General features: G+C 69.8%; 17 protein-coding genes. 13 read left to right on the top strand and 4 right to left on the bottom strand.

From position 1 onward, the window contains the following. Positions 1–3: 3 nt before the first annotated feature. The 13 genes from VB080_RS07780 to VB080_RS07720 all read left to right on the top strand — a co-directional run bounded on the left by VB080_RS07780 (position 4) and on the right by VB080_RS07720 (position 11,888). A complete protein-coding gene (locus tag VB080_RS07780; RefSeq protein ID WP_323417869.1) occupies positions 4–591 on the top strand; it encodes an RsmD family RNA methyltransferase in 588 nt (195 codons plus the stop codon). After that, entirely contained in the window at positions 588–1,085 is a 498-nt protein-coding gene (gene coaD, locus VB080_RS07775; RefSeq protein WP_323417868.1) for a pantetheine-phosphate adenylyltransferase, read from the top strand. Before VB080_RS07780 ends, coaD begins: the two co-directional genes overlap by 4 nt. Next, positions 1,078–1,575, top strand: a complete 498-nt coding sequence (locus tag VB080_RS07770) for a hypothetical protein (RefSeq protein WP_323417867.1) — start codon at positions 1,078–1,080, stop codon at positions 1,573–1,575. Before coaD ends, VB080_RS07770 begins: the two co-directional genes overlap by 8 nt. A gap of 87 nt (positions 1,576–1,662) precedes the next feature. After that, positions 1,663–2,199: a YceD family protein gene (locus VB080_RS07765; RefSeq protein ID WP_323417866.1), complete on the top strand. Its 537-nt coding sequence runs from the start codon at positions 1,663–1,665 to the stop codon at positions 2,197–2,199. A 46-nt stretch (positions 2,200–2,245) separates the two neighbouring features. Further along, a complete protein-coding gene (gene rpmF / locus VB080_RS07760; protein ID WP_323417865.1) occupies positions 2,246–2,437 on the top strand; it encodes a 50S ribosomal protein L32 in 192 nt (63 codons plus the stop codon). 17 nt (positions 2,438–2,454) lie between these two features. Then, positions 2,455–3,162: a ribonuclease III gene (gene rnc, locus VB080_RS07755; RefSeq protein WP_323417864.1), complete on the top strand. Its 708-nt coding sequence runs from the start codon at positions 2,455–2,457 to the stop codon at positions 3,160–3,162. A gap of 6 nt (positions 3,163–3,168) precedes the next feature. Next, on the top strand, positions 3,169–4,011 hold the full coding sequence (gene mutM, locus VB080_RS07750; protein ID WP_323417863.1) for a bifunctional DNA-formamidopyrimidine glycosylase/DNA-(apurinic or apyrimidinic site) lyase: 843 nt from the start codon (positions 3,169–3,171) through the stop codon (positions 4,009–4,011). Between the two features lie 153 nt (positions 4,012–4,164). Further along, positions 4,165–4,659 carry an O-acetyl-ADP-ribose deacetylase gene (locus VB080_RS07745; protein WP_323417862.1) on the top strand — a complete coding sequence of 165 codons (495 nt, stop codon included), beginning with the start codon at positions 4,165–4,167 and terminating at the stop codon, positions 4,657–4,659. Positions 4,660–4,715: 56 nt separating this feature from the next. Beyond that, positions 4,716–5,264, top strand: a complete 549-nt coding sequence (locus VB080_RS07740) for a GtrA family protein (protein WP_323417861.1) — start codon at positions 4,716–4,718, stop codon at positions 5,262–5,264. After that, on the top strand, positions 5,264–8,827 hold the full coding sequence (smc, locus tag VB080_RS07735; RefSeq protein ID WP_323417860.1) for a chromosome segregation protein SMC: 3,564 nt from the start codon (positions 5,264–5,266) through the stop codon (positions 8,825–8,827). The genes VB080_RS07740 and smc overlap by 1 nt, the downstream gene beginning before the upstream one ends. 59 nt (positions 8,828–8,886) lie before the next feature. Continuing rightward, entirely contained in the window at positions 8,887–9,144 is a 258-nt protein-coding gene (locus VB080_RS07730) for a hypothetical protein (protein ID WP_323417859.1), read from the top strand. A 109-nt stretch (positions 9,145–9,253) separates the two neighbouring features. Next, positions 9,254–9,802, top strand: coding sequence for a sigma-70 family RNA polymerase sigma factor (locus VB080_RS07725; RefSeq protein ID WP_323417858.1), 549 nt, complete (start codon positions 9,254–9,256; stop codon positions 9,800–9,802). Beyond that, on the top strand, positions 9,795–11,888 hold the full coding sequence (locus tag VB080_RS07720; RefSeq protein WP_323417857.1) for a beta-propeller domain-containing protein: 2,094 nt from the start codon (positions 9,795–9,797) through the stop codon (positions 11,886–11,888). Before VB080_RS07725 ends, VB080_RS07720 begins: the two co-directional genes overlap by 8 nt. Before the next feature lie 21 nt (positions 11,889–11,909). Here VB080_RS07720 and VB080_RS07715 read toward each other — a convergent pair whose 3' ends face one another. From VB080_RS07715 to VB080_RS07700, 4 genes are read right to left on the bottom strand one after another with little or no spacing between them, the layout of a single operon-like run. Beyond that, on the bottom strand, positions 11,910–12,902 hold the full coding sequence (locus tag VB080_RS07715) for a hypothetical protein (protein WP_323417856.1): 993 nt from the start codon (positions 12,900–12,902) through the stop codon (positions 11,910–11,912). A gap of 13 nt (positions 12,903–12,915) precedes the next feature. Further along, the gene (locus VB080_RS07710) at positions 12,916–13,755 is read right to left on the bottom strand and encodes a carbohydrate ABC transporter permease (protein WP_323417855.1); all 840 of its coding nucleotides are present in this window, start codon (positions 13,753–13,755) and stop codon (positions 12,916–12,918) included. Next, a complete protein-coding gene (locus VB080_RS07705) occupies positions 13,752–14,693 on the bottom strand; it encodes a sugar ABC transporter permease (RefSeq protein ID WP_323417854.1) in 942 nt (313 codons plus the stop codon). The genes VB080_RS07710 and VB080_RS07705 overlap by 4 nt, the downstream gene beginning before the upstream one ends. A 10-nt stretch (positions 14,694–14,703) precedes the next feature. Beyond that, positions 14,704–15,987 carry an extracellular solute-binding protein gene (locus tag VB080_RS07700; protein WP_323417853.1) on the bottom strand — a complete coding sequence of 428 codons (1,284 nt, stop codon included), beginning with the start codon at positions 15,985–15,987 and terminating at the stop codon, positions 14,704–14,706. Between the last annotated feature and the right edge of the window lie 4 nt (positions 15,988–15,991).

Genomic DNA, 15,991 nt, shown 5'->3' with positions numbered 1-15,991 from the left:
CCCATGAGTCGCATCATCGCCGGCTCGGCCGGCGGCCGCCGGCTGACCATGCCGCCACACAGCCTGACCCGGCCCACCACCGACCGGGTGCGGGAAGCCGCGTTCAGCCTGCTCGCCGACTGGGCGGGCAGCAGCGGCTCAGCGGGGGAGGAGCAGCTCGCCGGGCTGTCCTTCCTCGACCTCTACGCCGGCTCCGCGGCGGTCGCCCTGGAAGCGGCCAGCCGGGGCGCCGCCCCGACCTCGGCGGTCGAGCGCGACCCCGCCACCGCCGAGGTCGCGCGCCGCAACGTCCGAAACACCGGCCTGAGTGTCACCGTCGTCACCCGTGCGGTCTCCAGCTTCCTCGCCGCGCCGCCGGCGACCGGCTTCGACGTGGTGTGGGCCGACCCGCCCTACGACCTGCCTGCCGAGGAGCTCGACCAGGTGCTCACCACCGTCGTCACCGGTGGCTGGCTGGCGGCTCGTGGCCTTGTGGTAGTCGAAAGGAGTGGTCGAGGGACGCCGCCGGAATGGCCGGCCGCAATGGAGGATTCCTGGCACCGGGACTACGGTGAGACGACGCTGCACTTCGCGATGAAGGGGGACGTGTGACGGCGATCTGCCCGGGTTCCTTCGACCCGGTGACCTTGGGCCACCTGGACGTCATCCGACGTGCGGCTGCGATCTTCGGCGAGGTGATCGTCGCTGTCGGCCAGAACTCTGCGAAGAATTACCTCTTCGATGCTGCCGAACGGGTCGAGCTGGTGCGGGCGGCCACCGCAGCCATCCCGGGGGTGAGCGTGCTGCCGCTGGACGGTCTGCTGGTTGACTTCGCGAATCAGCACGGCGCACGGGTGATCGTCAAGGGTCTGCGGTTCGCTTCCGACTTCGACTTCGAACTCCAGATGGCGCACATCAACCACACGGTGGGCGGGGTGGAGACGGTCATGTTGCCCGCGTCCTCACAATGGTCCACGCTATCTTCGACAATGATCCGGGAGGTCGCCTCTTACGGCGGCGACGTCTCGGCGTTCGTGCCGCCGCTGGTGGCCGAACGGATCGGTGCACGAGTGAACTCGCAGGGCAAGGAGCGGACGAATGGTTGATCGCACACTGGCGGTGTTGTCCACCCTCCGAGACCTCGTCGAGACCGCGAAGTCCGTACCGATGTCCGCCTCCTGCATGGTCAACCGTGCCGAGGCGCTTGCCCTGATCGAGAAGGCCCAGTCGGCGCTGTCCGAGGACGTGAAGGAGGCCGAGCGGGTCACCGCCACCTCGCTGGAAACCCTCGAACGGGCTCAGCAGGAGGCCGCCCAGATCATCCGCGCCGCCGAGGAGAAGGCCAGCTTCCTGGCGGGCACCACCGCGGTGATGGAATCGGCCAAGGCCAAGGCCGCCGAGCTTGAACGACGCTCGATCGCCGAGGTCGAGGCACTCCGCAAAGAGGCCGACGCCTATGTCGACAACCGGATCGCCTCCTTCGAGGCGCAACTCACCAAGACCATGACCCAGGTCCGGACGATGCGTTCCCGGCTGGCCAGCCGCTCGATGCTGGACGACACCGAAACCACCGCGCTGCCGAAGCTGACCTCCTGAACCGCTGGTTTTGTTACCCCCGCCGGTCCACGGTAGAGTTGATCCTTGGTTGTGACCAAGTCACGCCTTCCGCTGAAGGGATCCGCTGTGACACATCGTCATCCCGACCACCGCTCCGGGCTCGTCCTCGACACCCATGAGCTGGTGCGTCGGGCCGGTGAGTTGAAGCAGTTCACACGGATCGCCGAGGCTCCGGAGGGTATTGGCCTGGACATGATCGGAGTGCCACCCGGCTCGCCCATCGACCTGGATCTGACGATCGAGGCGGTGGTGGAGGGGGTGCTGGTCACCGGAACCGCCGAGGTCCGTCTCGGGGGGCAGTGCGCACGGTGCCTGGAGGAACTCGCCTCGGAACTCGAGGTTGACCTGCAGGAACTGTTCGTCTACCCCGGCAAGGACGACGACGATCCCGACGCCAGCCGCATCGAGGACGACCTGATCGACCTCGAACCCCTGCTGCGAGACGCCGTGGTGCTCGACCTGCCGTTCACGCCACTGTGCCGGCCGGACTGTGCCGGGTTGTGCCCCGAATGCGGGGCGAACCTGAACCACGATCCGGAGCACGGTCATGACGACGCCATCGATCCCCGATGGGCCGGCCTGAACCAGTGGACGCAGGAGTAAGCCGAACCCGGCCTGCGCCGCAGACCGACGAACAAGGAGTAACGACGTGGCAGTTCCCAAGCGGAAGATGTCCCGCAGCAACACGCGGGCCCGCCGTTCGCAGTGGAAGACCACCGCGCCGACCCTGGTGACCTGCGCCAACGCAGCCTGCCAGGCCAAGCACCTGCCGCACACCGCCTGCCCCGAGTGCGGGCAGTACGGTCCGCGCGCCGCCCGCCGCCAGGTCACCGAGGCCTGAACGTCCGCCCAGCGGTCATGAGCCGCGCGCGGCAGCTCTTCGACGAGCTCGGGATCGACATCGACCCCGAGCTCTATCAGCTTGCCCTGACCCACCGTTCCTACTCCTACGAGAACGGTGTCATCCCGCACAACGAGCGGCTGGAGTTCCTCGGCGACTCGGTGCTGGGCGTGGTGGTCACCGAGTACCTGTATCGCACCTTCCCCGACCTTCCGGAAGGACGTCTGGCGAAGCTGCGGGCAGCGGTGGTGAACGCCCAGGCGTTGGCCGGGGTGGCCCGCGACCTGGACCTCGGCAGCGAGTTGCTGCTGGGACGCGGCGAGATCTCCACCGGCGGCGCCAACAAGGCGTCCATCCTGGCAGACTCGCTGGAGGCGGTCTTCGGTGCCGTCCTGATCTCAGCCGGCCGCGATGGTGCCGACAAACTGCTGCACCACCTCTTCGACCCGCTGGTCGACAAGGCTGCCACCGTCGGTGCCGGCCTCGACTGGAAGACCAGCCTGCAGGAGATCTGCGCCCGGCTGGAGCTCGGGCTGCCGTCCTACCGGCTGACCGAGACCGGCCCCGACCACGACAAACGATTCACGGCTGTCGCCGTGGTCGGTGAGGAGTCCTTCGGCGCGGGCCACGGACGTTCGAAGAAGCAGGCCGAACAGCAGGCTGCTGAGGCCGCCTTCGGGGCGCTGACCGCCAGGCGGGACCAGGACGCGCCCGCCGCCGACTGAGCCGGCATGCCCGAACTGCCCGAGGTGGAGGTCGTCCGCGCCGGCCTTGTCCCCGTCGTCCAGGGACGCACGATCGTCGGGGTGCAGGTGCTGCACCCCCGTTCCGTCCGCCGTCATGCTGGCGGCCCGGACGACTTCGTGGCTACGCTGCCCGGCCGGACGTTCGGCGAGCCCCGGCGGCGTGGCAAGTTCTTGTGGCTGCCGTTCACCGACGGCGACGCCCTGGTCGCCCACCTGGGGATGAGCGGGCAGTTCCGGGTGGACGCCGCTGACGCGCCGCTGCTGCTGCACACCCGCGTGCGGCTCGACTTCACCGATGGCGAGCCGCAACTGCGGTTCATCGACCAGCGGATGTTCGGCGGGCTGTGGCTCAGCCCGGGCGGCGCCGAGGTGCCCTCCGACCTGGCGCACGTCGCTCCGGACCTGCTCGAACCGGACCTCGACCTGGTCGGGTTGGCGGACTCGGTGCGCCGGCACCGCAGTGGCATCAAGCGCGTCCTGCTGGACCAGAAGGTGGTCTCCGGGATCGGCAACATCTACGCCGACGAGGCGTTGTGGCGGGCCCGGGTGCATTTCGACACCCCTGCCGACGGCATGAGCCGGGCCAGGGTGCTGCGGGTGCTGGCGGCCGCCCGGGAGGTGATGGCCGAGGCGCTCGCCCAGGGCGGCACCTCCTTCGACGCGCTGTACGTCAACGTCAACGGCTCGTCGGGTTACTTCTCCCGCGCGCTGTCGGTCTACGGCCGGGAAGGCCTGCCCTGCCCGCGCTGTGGCACCCCGATCCGCCGGGTCGCCTTCGCAAACCGCTCCAGCCACTTCTGTCCACGCTGCCAGCGTCGCCGGGCCTGACCGACCAGGTGCTGGGCGCCGGATCACCGACGAGCACCGGCTGGTCCATCTCGTCAACGGTGGCGATCTCGTGGTTCCTCAGGCTCGGTATCACGACGGAATGCGTAGGGCTGCTGCCATGTCAATCCCGCCCCTGGCAGGCACACTGAACCCATGGAGATCCAGGTGGTTTCAGGTGACATCACCGGCCAACAGGTGGACGCCGTGGTGAACGCTGCCAACTCCGGGATGCGCGGCGGCGGCGGGGTGGACGGTGCGATCCACGCTGCCGGCGGCCCGGCGATCCTGGCCGACTGCATCCGGCGGTTCCCGGACGGGCTGCCCACCGGGCAGGCTGGCTGGACCACGGCCGGCCGGCTGCCCGCCCGCTGGGTGATCCATGTGGTGGGCCCGATCTACGGCCGGGGTGATCGTTCCCAACTGGCGTCCTGCTACGCCAATGCCCTGGCCGTGGCCGACGAGGTGGGAGCGGAGTCGGTGGCCTTTCCGCTGGTCTCGGCCGGCGCCTACGGCTGGCCGGTCGACGACGCCGCGCAGGTGGCTGTTGACACGCTGCGGGCCTCCCGCAGCCAGGTGAAACGCTGCCTGCTGGTCGGGTACTCGCCCCGTACCACCACCGCGCTGCGGGCAGCACTGGCACGCCACTGACGAGTCGGCCGGGCTGGCGCGGAGGCCGGTGGTCCGACCGGTAGAGTAGGCGCACTGTGAGCCCGAGCGACCTGTATCAGCGCCACCGGCACAGCCTGTTGCAGTTCGTGCGCTTCGGGTTGGTCGGCGGCGTGGGCGTGCTGGTCAACCAGGTGGTGCTGGTGATCACCAACGTGATCGCCCGGGACTGGTTGGGGATGCACAACAACAACATCGTGTTCCCGGTCCCGTTCACCTCGTTCAACGTCCGCCACTACCACGTCTACGTGATGATCGCGTTCCTGGTAGCCAATCTGTCCAACTTCCTGCTGAACCGGCACTGGACGTTCAACAGCGCCAAACACGCCGGAGTGTGGAAGGAGTACTGGCCCTTCCTGACCGTTGGGCTGGTGGGCCAGATGGCCGGCCTGCTGCTGATCACCGCCCTGATGCATCCGCACTCACCGATCGGGCTGCCCAGTGACGTCTTCGACAACTCCACCGGCTTTCGCACCAAGCTCTACTGGGCCAATCTGATCACGATCGCCTGCGTCACGCCGATCAACTTCGTGCTGAACAAGCTGTGGACGTTCCGCGCTGTGCGCCGCAGGGGAGAGGGGGACTGATGTACCTCAAGAGCCTGACCCTGCGTGGGTTCAAGTCCTTCGCCTCCACCACCACCCTGCGGTTCGAACCCGGGATCACCTGCGTGGTGGGTCCCAACGGCTCGGGCAAGTCCAATGTGGTCGACGCCCTCAGCTGGGTGATGGGCGAGCAGGGCGCCAAGACGCTGCGCGGCGGCAAGATGGAGGACGTCATCTTCGCCGGCACCTCCGGCCGGGCACCGCTGGGCCGCGCCGAGGTGCAGCTCACCATCGACAACACCGACGGCGCGCTGCCGATCGACTACACCGAGGTCACCATCTCCCGGACGATGTTCCGTTCCGGCGGCTCGGAGTATGCGATCAACGGCCATCCGGCCCGCCTGCTGGACGTCCAGGAGTTGCTCGCCGATTCCGGGATCGGCCGCGAGATGCACGTCATCGTCGGCCAGGGGCAACTCGACAGCATTCTGAACGCGACCCCCGAGACCCGGCGCGGGTTCATCGAGGAGGCCGCCGGTGTCCTGAAGCACCGCAAGCGCAAGGAGAAGGCAGAGCGCAAGCTCGAGGCCACCGCCGCCAACCTCGCCCGGCTCAACGATCTGCTCGGCGAGCTGCGCCGGCAACTCAAACCGCTGGGCCGGCAGGCCGAGGTCGCTCGGCGCGCAGCGGTCATCCAGGCCGAGTTGCGGGACGCGAAAGCCCGGTTGCTGGCCGAGGACTACACCCGGGCGGCGGGATCGCTGGCCACCGACCGGCAGGCCGAACAGGATCTGCGTGACCGGCGGACGGCGATCGAGGCGGCGCTCACCCAGGCCCGCGCGGCCGAGCAGGCCGCCGAACAGGCCGTTCGCGAGGCGGTGCCGGACCTCACCCGGGCGCAGGAGACCTGGTACTCCCTGGCCGCGTTGGCGGAGAAGGTGGGTGCCACCGCATCCATCGCCGCCGAGCGGCTCCGGGCGGCCGAGTCGATCGGGGCGGACGACCGTCCGGGACGCGACCCGGCGGCGATCGAGCGCGAGGCGGCCTCGGTGCGCGAGGCCGAAGCCGCCTTGCGGGCCGAGATCGAGGCGAAAGCCGAGGTGCTGGCCGGCGCCACCGGGCAGCGGCAGGCCGCGGAGGTCGCCCTCACCGAGGCGGAACGGCAGTTCCAGGCCCAGCAGCGCGCGATCGCCGACCGTCGCGAGGGCCTGGCCCGGCTGACCGGTGAGGTGAACACCCTGCGCGGCCGGGCAGAATCGGCCGCCGCGGAGATCGAACGGCTGGGCGCCGCGAAGGCCGAAGCCGAACAGCGGTCCGCCGAGGCTCGGCGCGGGTTCGCCGTGCTGGAGACGAGACTGGCCTCCCTCAGCGCCGGCGAGTCCGGGCTCGACGCCGCCTACGAGGCCGCCGAGGCCGAGGTCGCCGCGCTGCAGGCGCGCCACGACGAGCTCAAGGCCGCCGAGGCCGCCGCCAACGCCTCCCGGGCCGCGCTGGCCGCCCGGGTTGAAGCCCTCCAGCTCGGTCTGGAGCGGCGGGACGGCTCGGCCGCACTGCTGGCGGCCAGCGACCGGCTGGACGGTCTGCTGGGCTCGGTGGCGGCCCTGATCAGCGTCGACGCCGGTGCCGAGGTGGCGGTGGCTGCCGCGCTGGGCGCTGCCGCGGACGCGGTGGCGGTCACCGGCCTGACGGCGGCGGTCGATGCCTTCGACCACCTCAAGGCGGCCGATCTCGGCCGGGCGGGACTACTGCTCGGCGGGCCGGCGGTGACCGTCGACCCGGCCGGCTGGCCGGCCCTGCCGTCCGGCGCCAGCTACGCTCGCGACCTGGTCGACTGCGACACTGCACTGCGTCCGGCCCTTGACCGGCTGCTGTTCAAGGTCGCGGTCGTCGAGCAGCTGTCCGATGCCAGGGAATTGGTCACCTCGCTGCCCGACATCACCGCCGTGACCCGCGAGGGCGACCTGCTGAGTTCGTGGTTCGCCGCCGGCGGGTCGCAGTCACAGCCGTCCCTGATCGAGGTGCAGGCGGCAGTCGCCGAGGCCACCGAACAGCTCCAGGCCGCCAGCGCGGAATCCGAACGGCTGAGGTTCGCGCTGGCCGCCGCCGAGGCCCAGCTCGCCGAGGCGCAGGAACGTGCCGAGGCGGCACTGGCCCGGCTGAACGAGTCGGACGCAGCTCACGCCGGCCTGGCCGAGGAGGCCGCCGACCTCAACCAGTCGGTGCGGGCGGCGGCTGCCGAGATCGGCCGGCTGGAGACCGCCATGGAACGGGCCCGCGAGGTGCAGCGCACCGCGGTGGAGACCCTGGAGGGCCTGGAGGAACGCCTCGAACTGGCCTCGGCGCAGACCGATCTCGGCGAGGTTGACCCGACCGATCGCGAACGCGCCGGCGACGCCTCCCGGGCGGCCATCCAGGCCGAGATGGAAGCCCGGCTCGCGCTGCGCACCGTCGAGGAACGTGCCCGCGCCCTGGCCGGGCGGGCGGAGAGCCTGTTGCGTTCGGCCCAGGCCGAACGCGAGGCCCGAGAACGAGTCGCGCTCCGGCGGGAGCAGCTGCGCCGCGAGGCGGTCACCGCTGCCGCCGTCCAGCAGGCGGCCAGTTGGTTGGCCGGCCGGATCGCCGCCTCCCTGGAGCAGGCAGGCCGGGAGCGCGAGGCAACCCAGGCGCGGCGCGCCGATGCCGAAGCTGCGCTGGCCTCGGCCCGCAGCCAGGGACGGGAGCTGTCGCGGCAGTTCGAGGAACTCGTCGACGTCGCCCATCGCGACGAACTGGCTCGCGCCCAGCAACAGATGAAGGTCGAGGCGCTGGCCGAAAAGGCGCTGACCGAGCTCGGTCTGGAGGTCGAGGCGCTGCTGGCCGACTACGGGCCGGAGAACCTGGTCGAGATCCTGGTCAACGACCAGGGGGTGCCGTTCGCGCCCGACGAGCCCCGACCCGACCCGGTGCCCTACCTCCGTGCCGAGCAGGAGAAGCGGCTGCGGCGCGCCGAGCGCGACCTGGCGGTGCTGGGCAAGGTCAACCCGCTGGCGCTGGAGGAGTTCGATGCCCTGCAGGCCCGGCACGCCTTCCTGGCCGAGCAACTGGAGGATCTCCGCAAGACCCGCGCCGATCTGGCCGGGATCATCGACGAGGTGGATGCCCGGGTGCAGCAGGTCTTCGCCGAGGCCTATGCGGATGTGGAAAAGGCCTTCGAGGAGTCCTTCTCACGGCTCTTCCCCGGTGGCGAAGGGCGGCTGGTGCTGACCGAACCGGGGGAGTGGCTGACGACCGGGGTCGAGGTCGAGGCCCGTCCGGCTGGCAAGAAGGTGAAGCGGCTGTCGCTGTTGTCCGGTGGCGAGCGCTCGCTGGTGGCGGTGGCCTTCCTGGTCGCGCTGTTCAAGGCCCGGCCGAGCCCGTTCTACATCCTCGACGAGGTCGAGGCGGCGCTGGACGACGTCAACCTCGGCCGGCTGCTGGCGATCTACGAGGAGTTGCGGGAGAACAGCCAACTGCTGGTGATCACCCATCAGAAGCGCACCATGGAGATCGCCGACGCGCTCTACGGCATCACCATGCGCTCCGACGGGGTGTCCACGGTCATCAGCCAGCGACTGCGCGACGAGTAGCCCTTGGGCGGTGGGGGATAATGGGCCTTGCCTGCCCCGCCCTGACCCCGAAGGATCCCATGAACCTCGCGACCATCATGATGCTGGTGATCCTGGCGCTGGCGCTGGCGATCATCGCTGTGGTGGCGGTTGGCATGCAGGGTGACCTGCGACGATCCTCCCGGGTGGCCGATGCGATGGGCCGGACCGCCGAGCACCTCAGCGGCGACGCCGCCCCGCCCCAGGGGTTGGTCGACTTCATGGGCGAGCTGCCGCGGCCGGGCCGCTCGCAGCCCTCCGATCAGGCGACTGCCCGGCCGTCCTCGTCACAGGACTGAGTTCCGCGCTGCTGCTGCCCGCTGCCGTCGGCAGTTCCCTGTTACCTTTTCGCTGTCCGGCGGTAGTTACCGTTGAAGCGCCCGGACGGCGGGCCCGCAGGGAGGCATGGTGGACGCGAGCATGGCGGCCGGATCGGACGGCACGGCTGCCGGTACCCCGCTGCTGCCGGGGGACACCCACCTGGTGGTGGAGCGCTACGAGTCGATGGTCTACGGGATCGCCCTCACCCACACCTCCTGCCGCGGCGACGCCGACGATGTCTTCCAGGACGTCTTCCTGGCCTACCACCGCCGGCAGCCGCCGTGTCGCAGCGAGGAGCACCGCAAGGCCTGGCTGATCACCACCACTCTCAACTGCGCCCGCAAGGTGGCGGGCAGCTCCTGGCGGACCCGGGTGGTGCCGCTGACCCCGCAGGACGCCGAGCGGATCCCCGAGCAGTTCCGGTTCGCCAGCGACGAGCAGAACGTGCTGTTCAAGGCGCTGCGGTCGCTGCCGGAGAACTACCGGACGGTGCTGCACCTGTTCTACTTCGAGGACCTGTCGATCGCCGGGATCGCCGCCCTGCTCGGCCTGGAGGCCGGAGCCGTCAAGATGCGGCTCTCCCGCGGCCGGGCCCTGATGCGCGACCAGCTGCAAGGAGGACTGTTCGATGAATGACGAGATCTTCGCCGCGATGGCCCGGCAGATGAAGCCGGACGCCGAGGTCCGCAACCAGTTGCTGGCAGAGCTCCGGCCGAATCCGGCAGCGGCGGCGGAACCCACCGTCCGTCGGCGCCGGGCAGGCTGGATCGCGGTGGCCGCCTGCGCGGCTGCGCTCGCCTCAGCCACCCTGCTCCCGGGCGCGATCGGGCACGGCCGTCCGGTCGAGCTGGGCGACCCGCCACAGGCGCCGCCGGCACCGGTGACGCCGGAGCCGTCCACCACCACCCCGGCCGACGCCCGCGGAGCGGCCGGCGACTACGGCACCCTGTTCGCCGCGGTCCGGGAGGCCAGCCGGAACTGGCAGCAGTTCGAGAGGTGGACCACGGCCGACAACTCCGGCCTGGCCGCCTCGGCGGCCCCGGTCCCGGTGCCGGCGATCCCGGCTTGGGGTGCCCAGGACGCCGGTGCGACGAAGACCGACGGCGCCTACCAAACCAATGCCCAGGTCGCCGGGATCGACGAGGGCGACCTGGTGAAGTCCGACGGCAGCTCCCTCTTCGTCGCCTCCGGCAGGCAGGTGGCGATCTTGGCCGCCGACGGCGCGAAGACCCGTGAACTGGCCAGGATCGACACCGGCAGCGGTCCGGCGGCCGATGCCTCCGCGGTCAAGGGAGTGATCGGCCAGGGCCCGGTGGCCGACCTGATGCTGTATGACCACACCCTGGTGGTGCTGGTCACCGACTACGCGGCCCGGATCGGGGTACTGCCGGCCAGCCAGACCAGCACCTCCGTCCCGCTGGACGCTGCCCTCACCCGGGCGCTGCTCTACGACGTCTCCGACCCGGCCCGGCCGCGTTACCTGGCCAGCCTGGGCCAGAGCGGTGCCCTGGTCACCTCCCGGCTGGCGGACGGCATCCTCTACCTGGTGACCGAGTACCTGGTCAGCGATCCGGATGGGATGAAGCCCGACGACCCCGAGACCTTCGTGCCGGTCACCACCAGCGACGCGAAGCGGGCTGCCGTCCCGGCGCCGGACTGCATCCCGCTGCCGTACGCCGACGGTCCCCGCTATGCGGTGGCCAGCAGCATCGACCTCGCCAGCGGCGAGCGGATCGACACCGAGGCGGTGCTGGGCGGGGCGCAGACCGTCTACCTCAGCGCGCAGAACCTCTATCTCGCCGCCACCGACGGCAACGCCACCCTGACCCGGGCCCAGCTCCGGGCGGCCGGGGCCGGTGACCTGCGGGTCGCGGACGCGACGGTCACCCACCTCGCCCGGATCGGTCTCGACGCCGGCAGGCTGACCCTCCAGGCCCAGGCCAGCGTTCCCGGTCAGCTGGTCAACCAGTTCGCCCTGGACGAGTACCAGGACCACCTGCGGCTGACCACCACGGTCTCCGGTGAACGCCGGGACGGTTCCGGGGAGTGGGTGACGCGGCCGGCACTGTACGTCCTGGACCGGTCGCTGAAGACGGTCGGTTCGTTGCCGAAGCTGGCCAAGGATGAGACCGTGCAGTCGGTGCGGTTCGACGGTCCGGTCGGCTACGTGGTCAGCTTCCGGCAGCGCGACCCGCTGTTCGCGATCGACCTGGCCGATCCTGCTCGGCCGAAGGTGCTGAGCGCGCTGAAGATTCCCGGTTTCAGCACCTACCTGCACCCCTGGGCGGACGGGCGGCTGTTCGGCCTGGGCATGGACGCCACCGGCGACGGTGCAGTGACGGGGATGAAGCTGTCGATGTTCGACACCTCCGACCCGTTCGACGTCACCCAGCGGACCACCCTCACGGTCGCTTTCGACACCTCCGAGGCGCTGGCCGACCACAAGGCCGTGCTGGTCGACACTGATCGCGGCCTGATCGGCTTCCCGGTGGCGGCCTGGAACAGGTCCGGCGGGGCCACCGTCCGCTACCTGGTGTACGGCTATGACGAGAAGGCGGGCTTCAGCCGACGCGCCACGCTCGCCGTGGCAGGGGACGGCGACGCCCAGGACGCCGTCCGCGGGTTGCGGATCGCCGACTCGCTCTACGTCGCCTCCGGTGACGGGGTGGCGGTCTACGACACCGACGACTTCGCGAAGCTGGCTGCCGTCCGGCTCGGCTGAGCCGACGGCGGCAGCCGGACCTCAGGCGAGCTTGGTATCGGGCTGCGGAAACCGCCAGTTGCCGATCCGCATGCTCCGGCGCCGGGCGAGCTCGGCGACGATCACCTGAGTGAACACGACCTCGGCCACGGTGGTGGCCAGACCGGTCGTCGACCGTCCCAGGTGCAGCGCATCGGCGCCGCTGGTGTCGGACACGAACCGGATCACATCCACCCCGGCCTGCGCCAGTTGGGTGGTCAGGGCCCGCTCCCGGCCGTCGCCGAAGACCAGCACGCCCAGTGGTGGACGGACGCCCTCCATCGGGCCGTGGAGGTACTGGTAGGTCTCATACGGGGCCGAGGCGAGTCCTGCGGCCTCGCGAACCAGCAGGGCCACGGCCACCGCGCTGCCATAGCTGGTGCCCTGACCGACGATGTCGAGTGAGCTGAATCCGTCCAGCCGCTCGGCCAGGGCCGCGGCGTGCGGCGCGGCAGCCGCCAGCGCCTGCGTGGCAACACCGGCGAAACCGGCCGGATCGCCGAGGTCGACCCCGGCGGTGCGGGCGAGCCGCGCCAGGGCCACCAGGGTGGTGGTGTAGCCGATGGTGTAGACCCCGGAGTCGGTGAAGCCTCCCAGCGGGATCACCACGTCGCCGTACTGCGCCAGGGGCGCGCCCGGGTCGTTGGTGATCACCACCCGGCGTCCGGCCGGCAAGGTCTGCGCGACGGCGATCGGCTCGGGGCTGCGGCCGGATTCCGAGATCAGCACGACGTGGTCGGCCAGCCGGTCGACCGGGTATCCGCTGGCGGCGGAGGCGTCCAGGTTGACCGCCCGCACCCCGGCTTGCCGCAGTCCCTCGACGAAGGCGGTGCCGGCATTGGTTGCCGCGCCCATGCCGATCACGGCGACAGTCTCGCCCGGCGCCCAGGCCGGCAGGGGATGGGCGGCCAACGCCAGGGCGGCCAGGCTGTCGGCCCGCTCCAGCCAGCGGGGCTGGGACGCGAGGGCGTCGCCGAAGTCGATCCGGTTCTCCACGGGGTTCCTTTCCTCAGGCTTTCACCGAGCCACTCACCAGACCCGAGACAACATAGCGCTGGAACACCACGGCCAGCAGCACCGGCGGCAGCGCTGCCAGCACACCGCCGGCGGCGACCAGGCCGAAGTCGGTGGAGTAGCGGCCGGAGAACTCCGCGATCGCCACCGGCACCGTCTTCGAGGCGTTCGAGGAAGTGAAGATCAGGGCGTACATGAACTCGTCCCAGGCCAGCAGGAAGGCAAACATGCCGGCGGCGAACAGTCCCGGCCGGGCGGAGGGGAGCACGATCCGCCACAGTGCGCCGAACCGGGAGGCGCCGTCGATCCAGGCCGACTCCTCCAACTCCAGCGGAATGGTGATGAAGTAGTTCGACAGGATCCACAGCACGAAGGGCACCACCAGCGAGCAGTCGACCAGCACCAGACCCCAGACGCTGTCGAGCAGGTTCATCCCGGACAGGATCATGTACAGCGGGATCAGCAGCGCGATCTGCGGCAGCATGTAGGTGAACAGGAAGGTCATCAGGATCGCCCGGCGGAACCGGAACCGCAGCCGGGCAAAGGCATAGGAGCCCAGCACCCCCACCAGCATCGAGACCACCACAACGCAGGTCGCCACCACCAGCGAGTTGAGCAGGGCGGCCCGGAAGTCCTCACCTGACCGGTCGGTGAAGATCGCCAGGTAGCGGTCGGGGTAGAACTCCTGCGGCCACCACGGCAGTGGACGCCGGACGAGTTCGGCCTGGGTCTGGAAGGAGGCGATCACCATCCAGCCGAACGGGGCGAGGATGGCCACGCAGGCGACGACCGCGGCGACATACTGCCACAGCCGGATCCACTGGCGGCGCTTCACAGCAGGCTCATCTCGTTGCGGCGCAGCGCCCGCAGGTAGAGCGCCGACAGGATCATGATCACGGCCACGATCAGGTAGGACAGTGCCGACCCCACCCCGTACTGCTGGTCGGAGAAGGCGGTGGTGTAGGTGAAGTAGGCGATCGTCTTGGTGCCATCGGCGGGGCCGCCGCGGGTCATCGCATAGACGATGTCGAAGACCTTGAAGGCCTCGATGATTCGCAGCACCATCACGATCGAGATTGACGGCAGCAACAGCGGCAAGGTGATGTGCCACAGCGTGCGCAGCGGCCCGGCCCGGTCCAGCCGGGCGGCCTCGTAGACCTCGCCGGGGATCGCCGAGAGCCCGGCGAGCAGCATGAAGGCGACCACCGGCACGGTCTTCCAGACATCGGCGAGGATCACCATGTTGAGCGCCAGGAAGGGCGACCCGAGCCACACCTGGTAGTCGTCGATGATTCCCAGCTGGCTCAGCAACGCGTTGAGCGAGCCGTACTGGGCGTTGAAGATGCCCTTCCACAGTGCGCCGGCCACCACTGTCGGCACCGCCCAGGGGATCACCACGATGGTGCGCAGCAGCCAGCGTCCCCGCAGGTCGAGGTTGAGCAACCCGGCCAGGCCAAGGCCGAGGACCAACTCGATGGCGGTGGAGACGAGCGTGAAGTAGAGCGTGCGCCACAGCGACCACCAGAAGTTCGGGTCGGCAGTGGCAGTGGCGAAATTGGCCAGGCCGACGAAATCGGCCTGGGTCTGCATTGCGGACGTGACGTCAGTGACCGCCATGACGCCGGTCCGGATGATCGGGTAGACGATGACGCCGAACACGACCACCACCGCCGGCAGCAGCAGCCACAGGGCCATCCGGCCCTGCCCGGCGACCCAGCGGCCGGGACGGTGCGGTCGCTGCGACCGGCGTGCGGTGGTCGTGTCGGTGGTCATCGTCGAGGAATCAGCCGTTCGCCGCCGCGACCGCGTCGTCGAGCGCCTGCTGCGGCGTCTTCTGCCCGGTGAGCGCGTTCTGGATCTCCAGCTGCAGGTCGGCGGAGGTCGAGTTGTAGTTCGGCACCGTCGGACGCAGGATCAGCGAGGCGTAGCCGGTCTCGGCTGCCGTGAACAGCTCGGGGGCGTTCTTGGTGATGCTCTGGTTGGTGTAGCTCGACTTCCAGTTCGGCAACCAGCCGGTCGGGTACTTGTTCTGGTTCTCCTGGCTGGTCAGATAGGTGATCAGCTGCCAGGCCTGGTCGACGTGGGCCGATTTGGCCGGGATGGACAGCGCCATTGCGCCATTGATACCGGGACGGTCGCCGTTCGGGCCCTTCGGGGTGGGCAGCAGGCCGATCTTGCCCACCACATTGGACTGGCTGGAGTCCTGCAGAGCGGCGAAGGTGGCCTCCCAGTTCAGCGCGAAGGCGGTCTCGCCCTGGGCCAGGGACTTCTGCACGTCGTCCTCCAGGAAGGTGGTGGACGCCGGGTTGGTGAGGCCGTCGTCGAGCGACTTCTTCATCCACTCCAGCGCCTGCACGCCCGGTCCGGTGTTGACCGACAGCGTGCCGTCGGCACCGGTGAACTGGCCGCCCATCGCACCGAGCAACTGACCGTAGTCACAGATCACTGCCTCGGCCTGTGCCCAGCTCCAGGCCAGCGGGTACTGCACGTAGCTGGCGTCCTTGAGCTTCTTCGCGACGGCGAGGACGCCGTCCCAGGTGTCCAGGTCGGCCTGCGTGGCGCCCACCTTCTCAACCAGTTCCTTGTTGTAGTAGAAGAACTTGGTGGACGGGCCCCAGGGCACTCCCCAGAACTTGCCGTCGTACTGGGCCGTGGAGTACGCGCCACCCAGCATCTGGTCCTTCCATTCGGCCGGGTACTTGTCGGTCACATCCAGCACGATGCCGTTCTTGGCGAACTCGGCCGGCCAGATCACGTCGATCAGGACCACGTCGTAGGTGCCGGCCGGTGCCGAGGTGACGATCTTGTCGTGCAGTGCCTCGTAGGCGACATAGGTCGGATTGACCTTGATCGTCGGGTTGGCCTTGGTGAACGCGTCGAGCATCTCGTTGATCTGCTCCTCGCTGTAACCGGCCTGCTTCATGAACAGGGCGTTGATCTCGGTGGTGCCACCACCGGCGGGGGCACTGGTTCCCGGCGCCGTTGTCGAACAGCCGACCAGTACCGTGGCGGCCATGGCTGCCGTCAGGCCGGCCAGCCAGGTCCGTCGTATTCCGGGTTTGCGCATCTGA

It is taken from the genome of Propionicimonas sp. (assembly GCF_034927565.1).
Lineage (GTDB): Bacteria > Actinomycetota > Actinomycetes > Propionibacteriales > Propionibacteriaceae > Propionicimonas.
This window is presented reverse-complemented; position numbering and strand designations above follow the sequence as displayed.

Coding starts and splice junctions, on each gene's coding strand:
- VB080_RS07780 (WP_323417869.1), top strand. CDS start 4: ATGAGTCGCATCATCGCCGGCTCGGCCGGCGGCCGCCGGCTGACCATG.
- VB080_RS07770 (WP_323417867.1), top strand. CDS start 1,078: ATGGTTGATCGCACACTGGCGGTGTTGTCCACCCTCCGAGACCTCGTC.
- rnc (WP_323417864.1), top strand. CDS start 2,455: ATGAGCCGCGCGCGGCAGCTCTTCGACGAGCTCGGGATCGACATCGAC.
- mutM (WP_323417863.1), top strand. CDS start 3,169: ATGCCCGAACTGCCCGAGGTGGAGGTCGTCCGCGCCGGCCTTGTCCCC.
- VB080_RS07745 (WP_323417862.1), top strand. CDS start 4,165: ATGGAGATCCAGGTGGTTTCAGGTGACATCACCGGCCAACAGGTGGAC.
- smc (WP_323417860.1), top strand. CDS start 5,264: ATGTACCTCAAGAGCCTGACCCTGCGTGGGTTCAAGTCCTTCGCCTCC.
- VB080_RS07730 (WP_323417859.1), top strand. CDS start 8,887: ATGAACCTCGCGACCATCATGATGCTGGTGATCCTGGCGCTGGCGCTG.
- VB080_RS07720 (WP_323417857.1), top strand. CDS start 9,795: ATGAATGACGAGATCTTCGCCGCGATGGCCCGGCAGATGAAGCCGGAC.
- VB080_RS07705 (WP_323417854.1), bottom strand. CDS start 14,693: ATGACCACCGACACGACCACCGCACGCCGGTCGCAGCGACCGCACCGT.
- VB080_RS07700 (WP_323417853.1), bottom strand. CDS start 15,987: ATGCGCAAACCCGGAATACGACGGACCTGGCTGGCCGGCCTGACGGCA.